This is a genomic window from Lachnoanaerobaculum saburreum DSM 3986 (assembly GCF_000185385.1).
GTDB classification, from domain to species: domain Bacteria; phylum Bacillota; class Clostridia; order Lachnospirales; family Lachnospiraceae; genus Lachnoanaerobaculum; species Lachnoanaerobaculum saburreum.
Map to the genome: position 1 here is coordinate 952896 of NZ_GL622296.1, position 12579 is coordinate 965474.

13 protein-coding genes are annotated in these 12579 nt (G+C 36.2%); 11 read left to right on the forward strand and 2 right to left on the reverse strand.

Annotated elements, in window-relative coordinates:
* Window positions 1–389: 389 nt before the first annotated feature.
* The 10 genes from HMPREF0381_RS04480 (at window position 390) to HMPREF0381_RS14490 (ending at window position 8821) form a co-directional block, all read left to right on the forward strand.
* Window positions 390–1022, forward strand: a complete 633-nt coding sequence (locus HMPREF0381_RS04480; RefSeq protein WP_008750701.1) for a pectinesterase family protein — start codon at window positions 390–392, stop codon at window positions 1020–1022.
* Between the two features lie 21 nt (window positions 1023–1043).
* Window positions 1044–1853 (forward strand): sugar phosphate isomerase/epimerase family protein, encoded by an 810-nt coding sequence (locus HMPREF0381_RS04485; RefSeq protein ID WP_008750702.1) that lies wholly within the window; start codon window positions 1044–1046, stop codon window positions 1851–1853.
* A 229-nt stretch (window positions 1854–2082) separates the two neighbouring features.
* The gene (locus HMPREF0381_RS04490) at window positions 2083–2469 is read left to right on the forward strand and encodes a YbgA family protein (protein WP_008750703.1); all 387 of its coding nucleotides are present in this window, start codon (window positions 2083–2085) and stop codon (window positions 2467–2469) included.
* Between the two features lies 1 nt (window position 2470).
* Window positions 2471–2839 carry a TIGR02328 family protein gene (locus HMPREF0381_RS04495; protein WP_008750704.1) on the forward strand — a complete coding sequence of 123 codons (369 nt, stop codon included), beginning with the start codon at window positions 2471–2473 and terminating at the stop codon, window positions 2837–2839.
* Window positions 2840–2860: 21 nt separating this feature from the next.
* Complete coding sequence (locus HMPREF0381_RS04500; protein ID WP_040461144.1) at window positions 2861–3409, forward strand: GNAT family N-acetyltransferase; 549 nt, start codon at window positions 2861–2863, stop codon at window positions 3407–3409.
* Window positions 3410–3610: 201 nt separating this feature from the next.
* On the forward strand, window positions 3611–4060 hold the full coding sequence (locus tag HMPREF0381_RS04505; protein ID WP_008750706.1) for an ASCH domain-containing protein: 450 nt from the start codon (window positions 3611–3613) through the stop codon (window positions 4058–4060).
* A gap of 229 nt (window positions 4061–4289) precedes the next feature.
* Window positions 4290–5279 (forward strand): metal ABC transporter solute-binding protein, Zn/Mn family, encoded by a 990-nt coding sequence (locus HMPREF0381_RS04510; protein ID WP_008750707.1) that lies wholly within the window; start codon window positions 4290–4292, stop codon window positions 5277–5279.
* Between the two features lie 174 nt (window positions 5280–5453).
* Window positions 5454–6164, forward strand: a complete 711-nt coding sequence (locus HMPREF0381_RS04515; protein WP_040461146.1) for a metal ABC transporter ATP-binding protein — start codon at window positions 5454–5456, stop codon at window positions 6162–6164.
* Window positions 6165–6167: 3 nt separating this feature from the next.
* Window positions 6168–7055, forward strand: a complete 888-nt coding sequence (locus HMPREF0381_RS04520) for a metal ABC transporter permease (RefSeq protein ID WP_008750709.1) — start codon at window positions 6168–6170, stop codon at window positions 7053–7055.
* Complete coding sequence (locus tag HMPREF0381_RS14490; RefSeq protein WP_008750710.1) at window positions 7052–8821, forward strand: metal ABC transporter permease; 1770 nt, start codon at window positions 7052–7054, stop codon at window positions 8819–8821. The genes HMPREF0381_RS04520 and HMPREF0381_RS14490 overlap by 4 nt, the downstream gene beginning before the upstream one ends.
* A gap of 35 nt (window positions 8822–8856) precedes the next feature.
* Here HMPREF0381_RS14490 and HMPREF0381_RS04530 read toward each other — a convergent pair whose 3' ends face one another.
* Both HMPREF0381_RS04530 and HMPREF0381_RS04535 read right to left on the reverse strand, forming a co-directional pair.
* Entirely contained in the window at window positions 8857–9894 is a 1038-nt protein-coding gene (locus HMPREF0381_RS04530) for a cell wall-binding protein (RefSeq protein WP_040461147.1), read from the reverse strand.
* Between the two features lie 167 nt (window positions 9895–10061).
* The gene (locus HMPREF0381_RS04535) at window positions 10062–10961 is read right to left on the reverse strand and encodes a LysR family transcriptional regulator (protein ID WP_040461148.1); all 900 of its coding nucleotides are present in this window, start codon (window positions 10959–10961) and stop codon (window positions 10062–10064) included.
* Between the two features lie 269 nt (window positions 10962–11230).
* Here HMPREF0381_RS04535 and prdC point away from each other — a divergent pair, with 269 nt between their 5' ends.
* Window positions 11231–12526, forward strand: a complete 1296-nt coding sequence (gene prdC / locus HMPREF0381_RS04540; protein WP_040461685.1) for a proline reductase-associated electron transfer protein PrdC — start codon at window positions 11231–11233, stop codon at window positions 12524–12526.
* Window positions 12527–12579 lie beyond the last annotated feature (53 nt).

Genomic DNA, 12579 nt, shown 5'->3' on the forward strand with positions numbered 1-12579 from the left:
TAAGTTAATTTTACCACAAAAATAGGACCTTTCGCATGAACGAATGGTCCTATTTCTTTTAGGGACTTATTTCACAGCCCCTTAATTTTATAAATACGGAAAATAAGAAGATAGAGATAATACTTAAAGATGAAAAATATTTTGAGCAGGTTATTATCACAAAACCTGATATAACATTAAAGGCGAAAGAGGGTGTAAGTCCTAAAATAAGCTTTTATTACGGAATCGGATATAAATATAAAAGCATAGGAAAGTTAGGTTATTTTGAGGAAAATACAGGAGAGTATAAGCATTTTGCAAAAAGATGGGGAGCAACTGTTATCGTTGAAAAATCCGCATATAATTTCAGAGCTGAGAATATAAGCTTTGAAAATTCTTTTAATCTGTATATGACTGAGAGTGAAATATCAGACGGTATTGAGAAAATCAGTAGTGAAGAATACGGACAGAGCAAATGTGAAACCAATGAAGACAGATTATCCATTGAAATTAAAGTGGGAGAGTACCATAATAAAGAGAGAGCGGCTGCATTGGTCTGTGAAGCTGATAATTCTGTATTTGTAAACTGTAATTTTAAATCAAGCCAGGATACATTATATGCAGGACATGGTAAGCAAAGATTTATTTGCTGTAATATCTATGGCAATGTCGACTATATTTTCGGTGAAGAAGATGCAAGAGCTGATTTTATAAAGTGTAATCTTATATGGCTTGGATATACAGGAAAAGAGCTTTCTCCCGGAATAATATGTGCACCGAAGGGTATATTTTTATTTTATAAATGTATGATAGAAAAGAATAAAGATAAAAACTATAAAAGTCTTCCGGGATATCTGGCAAGACCTTGGAGAGCAAGCGGTGCGGTATTGTTTTATAAATGTGATATAGAAGAAAACACGGTATGTAAAGAAGGGTTTACACAAATGAATAAAGTTACCCCGGAAGAAGCGGCTTTTTTTGAGCATGAAAATATCTGTAACGGAAAGATTTTTATTACAAAAAGGGGAAATTCTTTGTTTTAGTAAGTTTATGGAGGTAAAAATTTGAAATTTGGAGTAAGAGTACATGATTTTGGAAGAGATGATGTAAAAATCCTTGCCAAAAAAGTCAGAGAGTTCGGATTTGAATCAATACATTTGGCTGTAAAAAAGACCTTGCCGGGTATAAGCGGAAATATTGATATAAAGGAAAAAGATATTGAAAATATAAAAGAGGCATTTAAGGGAATTGAAATCAGTGTATTGGGAAGTTATATTGATTTTACAACAGATGATGATGAAATATGGAAGAATCACAAAATCGAGTTTATTGCTGCAATGAGAATAAGCAAGCCGCTGTCTGCACTATATATAGGAAGTGAAAGCTCCTACGGAAACATAAGTATGGAAGATAAGGTAAGGCTTTTTCCGAAACTTATAGAAAGACTTGACGATATACTCAATGAAGCGGATAAGTATGATGTTTATGTGGCTATGGAACCTGTGGCGGCACATACACTCTATTGCAGCGAGTGGACCGGGAAAATGCTTGGTAAGCTTGGAAGTGAGAGGCTGAAAATTATATTCGACCCTTTAAATGTTCTTACAAGAGAGCGTGTAGACTCACAGGAAGTATTGTGGAAAGAATGTATAGATGCCTTCGGTAAGGAGACTGAGGTTATTCATTTAAAGGATGGAGTTTTTCCGGATAAAGGCAGGCATGTGCCATGTAAACTTGGAGACGGAGTAATGAGATATGAGATTATTGCAAAATGGCTTAAAAAAGAAAAATCTGATATAACTATAATAAGAGAAGAAGCAAGATATGAATATGCTAAAGAAGATTTGGTGTTTATGAAAAGATTATTTATATAAAAAGCCAATAATGCTGCCACGGATATGTTGAATTTCACAAACTTGTACGATTACCTAAGTTTTTGAAATATCTGTCAAGGTTATAATATTTCGGGCAGCTACGACTTTAGGATTTGAAATATATGAAACAGAATCTTTTTATGAATTCAAAGAAAAAAATAACAATAATATCGGATTTATAGATAAGATACTAAAGTTTATGTATGAATATTTTTAAAGAGGTGTTAATATGAGATATAAAGATATAAGAAGAGAATGTGAAGAATTATGGGCAAAAAATAAATATTATGTACTAAGCAAATCTCATAAAGCATATCTGGAGATAAGGGCGTATTTGAGAGAAAAAGAACCGGATGTTTTATGGGTAAATAAAAAAATACAGGAAGCAAGAGATATGAAGGAGAGTAAAAAAGATTTTAGTAATGCCGTTCTTCATATATGGGGATATTTCAAAAAAGAAGCAAGCACAATGGAAAAGCGGATATTATTTGATATATTAAATGAATATATGGAAGGGGAAAATAACAGGGAAGCTGTAATTGAGTACCTTAATACTTTACTGAAAAAATACCCCAATGAATATTTAGAGAAATCCACTTTCTTAACAGGAGAATAATATGAGACTATGGCATGAAGAACTTATCCACTTATTACCCAAAAATCAGCTTCTTGGACAACATAGGGAGTGTTGCGCTTTGAGGGGAAACGGATGGAAAAAGAAACATAAAACTGTGGACTATGTGTTTTCATATTCCCCATATCATTTATTCATGTATCATCTATTAGTTATGGAGGAGATGGAAAAAAGAGGATATAATGTTTCTGTGGAATGGAAGAATAAAAATTATAGAGGAAAAACAGCAGAAAAGTATGATAATCTTGAAGAGGAAATTATAGACAGCCCGATTTATAAGGAGCATAATAGTGAATACCTGGCTGAATGTATAGAAAATTTAGAAAAGAAAGGTATACATTTAAAAGTATAGTTGTTTAGAGGAGATGATGAGTTGAAATATTATAAAAAAATAAGACTTGAAAACAATATGCTTTGTATTATAAGAAATGCTACAATTGACGATGCTAAAAGTGTGCTTGAGAATACTAAGATTATCCGTGAAGAAACAGACTTCCTTCTTTCTTATCCGGATGAAATAAATTTTAGTGTTGAGGAAGAAGAGGAATTACTTGAAGATAAAGAAAACAGCCCTTGTGAGATACAAATTTGTGCACTTGTTGATGATAGAATTATCGGTTTAGCCAAAATTTCTGCGGTTGGCTCAAAAGACAAGGTAAAGCATCGTGCAGAGTTCGGGATAAGTATTGAAAAAGCATATTATGGAAAAGGTATAGGCACTGCATTAACAAAGGCATGTATTGAATGTGCAAAAACTGCCGGCTATAGGCAATTGGAACTTGAGGTGGTTGCTGAAAATAAAAATGCGATTGCACTTTATAAAAAATTTGGATTTAAGGAAAGTGGTCGTAATCCAAGAGGCTTTTGTTCTCGTTATACCGGATGGCAGGAACTTATATCTATGTTGTTAGAATTAGATTGAAAATATTTTGTACTATAGATAAGTGACAGCTTAGATTGACATAGTAATGTTTATATTTCAGGGGGAAATTAAAGCAATGACTTATCCCTGATTGTTACAGTTTTAAAGAATAACTTAGGAGAACGCTCATGTGATATTTTTAAATTTGAGGCAGGGTTATTGTAAGAGAATATGAATTTATAATTTTTGGAGATAATTTGAATGAATGATAAAGTAAAAGATTTTTGGACTAAATTCTGTAATGAAAAGAAATTACCGGAAGATATAAAATATCAGGCATGGAGTTTCGGAAATACAAAAGAGATGGCTGATGAATTGGCGGAATTAGTCAATTGTAATATTAAGACAGCTACAACTTCAGCATTTGAACTATATGAAACAGGGGATGATATACCCAAGGTGGGAGAGTATAATATTATTCTAGGCGGTTCTAAAGAGCCGGTATGTATTATACAAACAAAAGTAGTGTATATAATGCCTTATAATTTAATTACACCGGAACATGCATGGCATGAAGGTGAAGGTGATAGGAGCTATAAGTATTGGAGAGAGGTTCATGACAGATTCTTTGTGGAAGAATATAAAGCAGTAGGGAAAAAATTCTATGAACAGGCTCCAATGTTATGCGAAGTATTTGAAAAAATATATTAGATGACTTCAGGTTTGCTGAAGCAAAACAACTAAACATAAGAAATAACAGATTAATTCAAGAAACAAATAAATCATAAATCTGTATAAACAGATGCCACTGATATGTTGTTGAATGTTTACTCTTTAAAATAAGCTACTTGATTTATTTTATAAAAAGAGGTATAACTATAAATGTAGTTAGGTTATCCTAACTAAATAAATTAAATTACCTTTATCAGGGGGAGAGATTATGTTTAAAAGAAGATTAAGTATGTTTATGGCAGCCATGGGTATGGCATTCTCACTTGTTGCATGTTCAGGAGCTAAAACTGCCGATACAAAAAGCGCCGAAACCAAGGCTGTGGAGGAAACTACAAAATCTGAGGCAAAGTCTGAAAGTACGGATAAAAAGAATGTGGTGGTAACTACTTCATTTTTGCAGGATATGGTTGAACAGCTCGCAGGAGATACTGTAAATGTGGAACTTATAATACCTGCTGGAGAGGATCCGCATCTGTATGTGGCAAAGCCTGAGGATTATACAAAGTTAAGTTCGGCAGACCTTACTCTTTATCACGGTCTGCATTTTGAGGGAAAGATGGTGGATGCACTGGAAGCCGGCGGAGAGTCGGTAAGCAAGGATTTTCCTAAAGATCGTATAGGTACAATGGATGAAGGCGGAGAAATTATTACCGATCCTCATTTTTGGTTTGATATTGATTTGTACAAAATGGCGGTGGGGGTTGCAGCTACATCTCTTGAAAATCTGAATCCCGAATACAAGGATAAATATGAGGAGAATAAGGTCAAATACTTGGATGAGCTTACACAGCTTGATAAGTATGTAAGAGAGAATATATCCTCCATACCTAAGGAGAGCAGATATCTTATAACACCTCATGATGCCTTTAATTATTTTTCAAGGGCATATGATATAGAGGTTAAGGCTCCTCAGGGAGTTAGCACAGAGTCCGAGGTGGCAAATCAGGATATACAAGAGACTATTGATTTTATAGTGGAGCATAAGATCAAGGCGATATTTGCCGAGTCCACCACAGATCCCGCTCGTATGGAAAAGCTGAAAGAGGGTGCCGCTGCCAAGGGAGCGGATGTTAAGATAGTAAGCGGTGAAGGAAATGAATTATTCTCAGATTCATTGGCTCCAAAGGGGCAGGACGGAGATACATATATTGATATGTATAAGCATAATGTAAAGCTTATTACCGAGAACTTAAAATAGTAATTAAAGTAGGCTTAAACAGACTTTTAACGGTTCAGGTATGCAGGCATGATATTTAAAATTTACATCTGATTTGCAATTTTTGTAAGTTTAGAAAAATGTTACAGGCTGTATTTCTGCACACCTGAACCATAGTTTATTACTGTTACATCGCAGATGCAAAATGGAGATAATATGGAAAAAGTATTGATACATGTGGAAGACTTTACAATGGCATATACCGATATTCCTGTAATATGGGATATGGACCTGGATATATATGAGGGAAGTATTACCGCCATAATAGGACCTAACGGTGCCGGAAAATCCACTCTTATGAAAGGGATACTAGGGCTTATGAAGCCTATTTCCGGTAAAGTAACTATTATGGGTAAGTCTTATAAGGAGGTATACAGGCAGATTGCTTATATACCACAGACCACCACGGTAAATTGGAATTTTCCCACTACAGTTATTGATGTGGTGACTATGGGAAGATATGCAAGTCTTGGGCTGTTTAAAAGGGTAAACTCGTCTGAAAAGGAAAAAGCTTTAGAAGCATTAAAAAAAATGAAAATGGAGGAATTTGCAAACAGGCAGATTTCAGAACTTTCAGGGGGACAGAAACAAAGGGTATTCATAGCAAGGGCGATTGCTCAGAATGCCCTTATTTACTTTATGGATGAACCTTTGGCAGGAGTTGATAAAAAAACAGAGAATATAATTATAGAAACCATGAGGGAGTTTAAAAGAGAGGGAAGGACAATAATTGCCGTACACCATGATTTAAACACCCTATGTGAGTACTTTGACCATGTGGTAATGGTCAATAAACAACTTATAGCAAGCGGAAAGACCGTGGAAACCTTTACAAATGAAAATATAGCGGCAACATATGGGGAGTAGACTATGAATATAAGTATGATTACACAGTATTCATTTATTGTGGTTGCAATAGGAACAATGCTGCTTGCCATGGCAACCGGAATAGTGGGAACTATAAGTATATTAAAGGGGCAGAGTTTGATTGGAGATGCGGTAGGTCATGCATCATTGCCCGGAATTATTCTGGCTTTTATGATATCCGGCAGAAAAAGTTCCATTATTTTGATGCTTGGGGCAATAGCCGCAGGAGTAATCGCCTTTATTCTTATACAGATTATTGCGGAAGGTTCAAAGATAGAGGCAGATACTGCAATGGCGGTTATTTTATCCGCAATGTTCGGTCTTGGAATGGTATTAAAGAGCCATATTCAGGGAAATCCGAAGTATCAGGGGGCATCACAATCAGGACTTGCAAGTTATATATTCGGGCAGGCGGCATATATACTAAGGGAAGATGTTTATATAATATTGACGGTGTCTATTATATCGTTGGTTTTATTTGTGATTTTTTATAAGGAAATAAAGGTATATGTATTTGACACGGTATATGCCTATACAATAGGAATAAATTCAAGGCTTATATCACTTCTTATAATGATAATCACTATGATACTTATAGCAGCCGGTCTAAAGGCGGTGGGAGCTATTTTAATAAGCAGTATGCTTATAACTCCGGCGGTTGCCGGCTTACAGTGGAGTAAAAGCTATGAGAAGGTACTGTTTATAGCAGCTTTTACAGGAGCTGTGTCGGCATTTTTGGGAACATTTATAAGCAGTGTGGTAAAAGGATTTTCCACAGGACCAAGCATTATACTTATAATGTCAATCATTGCACTTTTATCGGTGTTGTTTGCACCGAGGGGAATTGTCAGGATGATCTTAAATATAAGAAGGATGAGGGGTGGAAAATGATTGAATCTTTATATATACTTATAATAACCTCTCTTGCCTGTGCCGTTTTGGGCGTATTTTTGGTACTTAGGAGACTTTCTATGGTATCGGATGCCATTTCACATTCGGTGCTACTTGGAATAGTAATAGGATATTTTGTTACAAAGGATATAGGCAGTGTTTTTTTAATAATAGGTGCAAGTCTTTTCGGTGTTCTGACAACATTTTGTATAGAGCTTCTTATAAAAAGTAAAAGGGTTACCGAGGATGCTTCGGTTGGAATAGTTTTTCCTTTATTTTTTTCGGTAGCGGTTATACTTATTACAAGATATGCAAGAAATGTACATCTGGACACTGAGGTGGTTCTAATAGGTGAGATTATACTTGCTCCGCTTCATAGGATAAATTTTTTGGGATTTAGCCTTCCGAAGACTTTGGTGCAGATGAGCTTTGTGCTTTTGATAAATATAGTATTTATAACCGTGTTTTTCAGGAAATTAAAAATCAGTTCATTTGATCCGGTGTATGCGACTGTGGCAGGAATTGCAGGAGCGGTTTTACATTACAGCTTTATGGCATTGGTATCATTTACCGCCGTATCCGCATTTGAATCCGTGGGAGCAATACTTGCGATTGCATTTTTTATATCACCGGCTGCAAGTGCCTATCTGATATCAAAGGATTTAAAAATAACAATATTGCTGGCATGTGTATATGCGGTTTTTAATTCATTTATAGGATATTTTCTTGCGGTAAAATTTAATGTATCCATGTCAGGAATGTGTGCAGTGGTTTCAGGTATAACATTTTTGATAACCATGATGGTGTATCGCGGAGGGATATTTACAAGAATGATTAGGTATATAAATAACAGGAACCGTTTCAGCAGGGAACTTTTGATTTTACATATAGACAATCATTCAGGTAAGCAGGAAGCACTTGGAGAACTTGGCTACAGCACCATAAGGCAGCATATCGGTTGGTCTGACAGAAAACTTAAATATGTTTTGGACAGGCTTATAAAAAAGGGCTATGTTTACAGAGCAAAAGAAAGGGGGGTATACAGTCTAACAGAAACAGGAAAGAAATTAAGTGATGAGATAAAGCTTCATTACGGACTTATGGCAGGGGAAAATGATATGGCTAAGATAGACACCGGTAGAGATGATTATATATTGGCGATTTATGAGCTTATTGAAAAGCAGGAAAATGCAACAAATAAAAAGATTGCGGACATTTTGGGTATTAAGGCAGCATCTGTAAGCGAGATGTTAAAAAAGCTTGTTGAGGAAGGTGATGTATACACCGAAAATAAAAGTATTTGTTTAACCGAAAGCGGAAAAAAAAGAGCCAGGGCTTTACTTACCAAGCATAGACTATGGGAGCTGTTTTTGGTGGAGTATCTGGGATATTCATGGAAAAATGTACATGAGGATGCAAAGGCACTGGAATATGTCACGTCCAACGGGTTAAAGGACAGATTGAATGAATTTTTAAATAAGCCCAGACATTGTCCGCATGGAAATGAAATATATGAGAATCATCCCGATGTGGATAAGCTTAAAAAGCTCTCGGAACTTTCAAAAGGGGCAAAGTGCAGGCTTCATAAGGTTGAAGATGACAGGGATTTACTTGAATATCTTGTAGAAAAGAAAATAAATTTGGGGGATGAGTTTATTATAAAGGATATTGATAATTTTGACGATTCGGTGCTTGTAAGCTCTGAAAGTGAAGATAAGCATATTGCGGGGAAGGCCGCAGTAAGGATGATGGTGGAAGTTATTTAAATAAAAAAGGTGCTGCATTTGCAACACCTTAAAAATTATCTGCTCTGTGTCCAGACACCTTCACCGTTTACAAAGTAACGGTTGTTGTCAACCCACTGATTTGTAAGCATCTTACCGAGATTACTTCCGTTTTCTGTGCTGAGCCAGTACCACTTACCTGAGTATGGACTCTTTAACCAACCTGTCACCATATAACCTCTGTTGTCGAAATAGTACCAGTTGCCGTCTATCTGCTGCCAGTTGTTTGTAGTATAGCTTCTGTCCGCATTGATATACCACCAGCCTACATTGTCCTTTAACCATGCACCTTTATTACCTGAGTTGGAACCGTTCGGTCCGCCATTGCCGCCATTGTTGCTCTGTCCGCCAAGGTTTGATAAGATATCGTCATCTACATCAAATTCATCAGACTCTGTCCAGTTACCCTTAGAATTATTGCTGCTTATAGCACGGATTTTTACAGTGTAACTGCCTTTGCCGTTTTCACGGATTTTGCTGCGGAAATCATAGCTTGTACCGCTTGTTGTAACAGTATCTTTGATAACATTGTTTCGGTACAGCTTTACTTCGTACTTGCTTGCATAATCCGCACTGTTCCAGGAGATAACGGGACTGTCATCATCACCCCAGTTGATATCGCTTACTTCCAATGCACTGTTGTCACCTGCGCTTGTCTTTGGAAGTGTAACTGTAACAGATAAATTTGTACCGCTTGTGGAAATCTTAGTGATGGTAGCTCCCTTGCCTGTCTTATCATTAAGCTGAATATTGCCGCTGGGGGTACCTTTAAAAGTATAGTCCTCATCAGACTTTAATTTAAGTGTAACCTTCGGTTTCTTACCATAGTCTGTGTTTGTAATTGAAGAAAGCTTCACTTCACTTACGCCGGTGCTGTCACTGTCCACATCAACATTGCCGGCAGCCATGTTCGGTGCAAGATCATAATCTATATTGATCTTAACATTTTGAATTACTGTTTTTGCATTCTTTGCAAATGCCATGCTTGACATTCCAAGAATCATTGATGCTGTCAAAACAACTGACACAATCTTTTTTAAACTTCTTTGAATCATATAATCCTCCATTCTGCAGGCTTCCCTGCCAGATAAATATTTTAATGCTATGTCTATATTCTAAAGCATTTTTTATACAAAAAATAGTCCTTTACACTTAAGTTTATCTTACTTAATTGTAACTATTTTTGAATATATTAGGAAAGAAAAAAATATATTTTGAAAATTCACAGAATATTATCAGGAGTGATCTCCTGCACTATCTTTTTTGCGATTTTTATGAAGGTTTTGGCGGCCAGTGAGAGATTTCTTTCAGATAAAAGTCCGATGCCTAGTGTACGGAATGCAGACGGATAAGTAGGAAATTTATTGATATTTCCATTGTGACAATTTATGACCAGGTCTGCAAGAAGTGCAATGCCGAGATTTCTTTCTACCATCTTTATAATGGTATAATCATCACGACAGGTAAAATTCTTTGTAATCTTGGATTTTTGTTTCTGTAAAAAAAGTGAAATATCATCTCTGTCCATACCGGATTCCGAATATATAAAGGGATAGTCTTCAAATATGCTTGCAGGGAAAATTCCATGGTAAGCTTGTGGAAGTACAAAATCTTTTGAAGTGATAATATATAGAGGATCTCTTGACATAGTAATAAACTTAAAAGGGTGGTCAGGGCTCCAGCTTAGGAATCCGAAGTCAATACTTCCGTCCATAATCCACTTCTCCACATCTATCATTCGTCCCTCTTTTACAGATATGGTGATATTCGGATATTTATTCTTATATTCCTGTAACATAGGTGGCAGCCACTGAGCGGCAATACTCGGATAAGTGCCTATAGACAGTGAACCTGTATACAGTCCGTTTATAGAATCTATAGACTCATTAAATACATTGTAATACTTTGAAATCATCTGAATATAGGGAAGCAGATCATTTCCTATCTTTGTAAGCTCCACACCATGATTGGTTCTTGTGAAGAAAATTATTCCGGTCTCTTCTTCAATTTTTCTTATGGCGTGACTGACACCCGATTGAGAATATCCCATACGTTCTGCGGTCATTGTAAGATTTTTTGTTACAGCGATGTCATTGAGCAGTAAAAATTTGTTAATATCCATGTGTTCTCCTTTCAAGCCGGGCATTAAATTAGATATGTCATATATTCATACCTAAGATTACTTTTTATCCATTTACTAATACCATATTTTATACTATAATGCAAGCATAGATGATAAAAACTTAACAAAATACATAATTGAAACTTCTATTATTTTAAAATAGATTATGATAAATTTGTAAGAAATTCATGCTTTATCTTATTTCTTGCTCAAAAATGTTAAATACATTTATTGTAAATAAGAATAAAAGGGGGAATGGAGAGGATTCAATGAAATATACTTTTAAGTTGCGACAGCATATTGGAGTACCTTCCGAGCCGGCAGTTAAGCCCGGAGATAAGGTACAAAGAGGAGAAAAGATTGCAAAAAGACCGAAAGAGTCACTTGGGGCCAATATTTTCTCAAGTGTAGACGGTGTAGTTACAGAAGTGGATGATGATCATATCATTGTAGAAGAAGAGAATACAGACTTTTCAAAGTATGTAAAACTTTCAGGGCAGACTCCAAAGGAACTTGTAGAGGAGAGCGGACTTGTAGGACTTGGCGGTGCAGGTTTTCCGACTTATATTAAGATGAACTTTGATTTTGGAGGAGAAGGAATACTTGTAGTGAATGCTGCGGAGTGCGAGCCGATACTTTCTCACAATATCGCAAGAATTGAAGATGAGCCGGAAAAGCTTATTGAAGCAATGAAGATCGTAATGGAAACGGTTCATGCCGTCAGAGGTATTATAGGCATTAAGAAAATACATGAAAAAGCTATAGACAGATTAAAAGAAGTAATAGACGATTCTACAATAAGTATTCATGAACTTCAAAATATTTATCCTATGGGAGAAGAAAGAGCTCTTCTAAGAGAGACTATAGGTATACTTTTAGAGCCTGAAAAGTTCCCGTCAGATGCAAAAGCTGTTGTCTTAAATGTAGAGACTCTGTATAGACTTAGAGAAGCCGTACTTGATAAGAAGCCTTTGATGGATAAGGATATGACGGTAGCAGGCAAGTTGACTGAGAACGGAAGTATTCATGTATTCTTTGATATACCGATTGGAACAAGTGTAGAGAGTGTGATTGAGAAAGCCGGCGGTATCGGAAGTGAGTATGGTGAGATTATTATGGGTGGACCTTTCACAGGCAAGAGAACGTATCTTGATCAGCCTGTTATAAAGACTACAGGCGGTATTATAGTAGCGGAAACATTCTGGCAGGGACCAAAAAAGATTGGACTTTTGGTATGTGCCTGTGGCGGTGATGAAGCCAGACTTAGAGAGCAGGCTGCAAGTATGGGCAGTGAGGTGGTAGGTGTAGAGTTTTGTAAGCAGGCAAGGCAGGTCAAAGGCACAAGAAAATGTGAAAATCCGGGTATATGTCCGGGACAGGTGCAAAAGGTTCTGAAGCTCAAAAAAGCAGGTGCGGAGGGACTTCTAATCAGCAATTGTACGGACTGTAGTAATACGGTTATGTCTTGTGCGCCACAGCTTAAACTTCCTGTATATCACTGTACGGACGGTGCAATGCGTTCTGTGAACAAGAAACTGATAAGAAAGTTTAAAGAGACTTCCTGATATAATAAGCAGTAATTAAGTAGCATGGCTACATAATATAAACATAACATAAA

What these genes read in the sequence shown, in the direction of transcription:
- HMPREF0381_RS04480 (WP_008750701.1), top strand. Translation starts at nt 390, where the DNA reads ATGACTGAGAGTGAAATATCAGACGGTATTGAGAAAATCAGTAGTGAA.
- HMPREF0381_RS04490 (WP_008750703.1), top strand. Translation starts at nt 2,083, where the DNA reads ATGAGATATAAAGATATAAGAAGAGAATGTGAAGAATTATGGGCAAAA.
- HMPREF0381_RS04495 (WP_008750704.1), top strand. Translation starts at nt 2,471, where the DNA reads ATGAGACTATGGCATGAAGAACTTATCCACTTATTACCCAAAAATCAG.
- HMPREF0381_RS04505 (WP_008750706.1), top strand. Translation starts at nt 3,611, where the DNA reads ATGAATGATAAAGTAAAAGATTTTTGGACTAAATTCTGTAATGAAAAG.
- HMPREF0381_RS04510 (WP_008750707.1), top strand. Translation starts at nt 4,290, where the DNA reads ATGTTTAAAAGAAGATTAAGTATGTTTATGGCAGCCATGGGTATGGCA.
- HMPREF0381_RS04515 (WP_040461146.1), top strand. Translation starts at nt 5,454, where the DNA reads ATGGAAAAAGTATTGATACATGTGGAAGACTTTACAATGGCATATACC.
- HMPREF0381_RS04520 (WP_008750709.1), top strand. Translation starts at nt 6,168, where the DNA reads ATGAATATAAGTATGATTACACAGTATTCATTTATTGTGGTTGCAATA.
- HMPREF0381_RS14490 (WP_008750710.1), top strand. Translation starts at nt 7,052, where the DNA reads ATGATTGAATCTTTATATATACTTATAATAACCTCTCTTGCCTGTGCC.
- HMPREF0381_RS04530 (WP_040461147.1), bottom strand. Translation starts at nt 9,894, where the DNA reads ATGATTCAAAGAAGTTTAAAAAAGATTGTGTCAGTTGTTTTGACAGCA.
- HMPREF0381_RS04535 (WP_040461148.1), bottom strand. Translation starts at nt 10,961, where the DNA reads ATGGATATTAACAAATTTTTACTGCTCAATGACATCGCTGTAACAAAA.
- prdC (WP_040461685.1), top strand. Translation starts at nt 11,231, where the DNA reads ATGAAATATACTTTTAAGTTGCGACAGCATATTGGAGTACCTTCCGAG.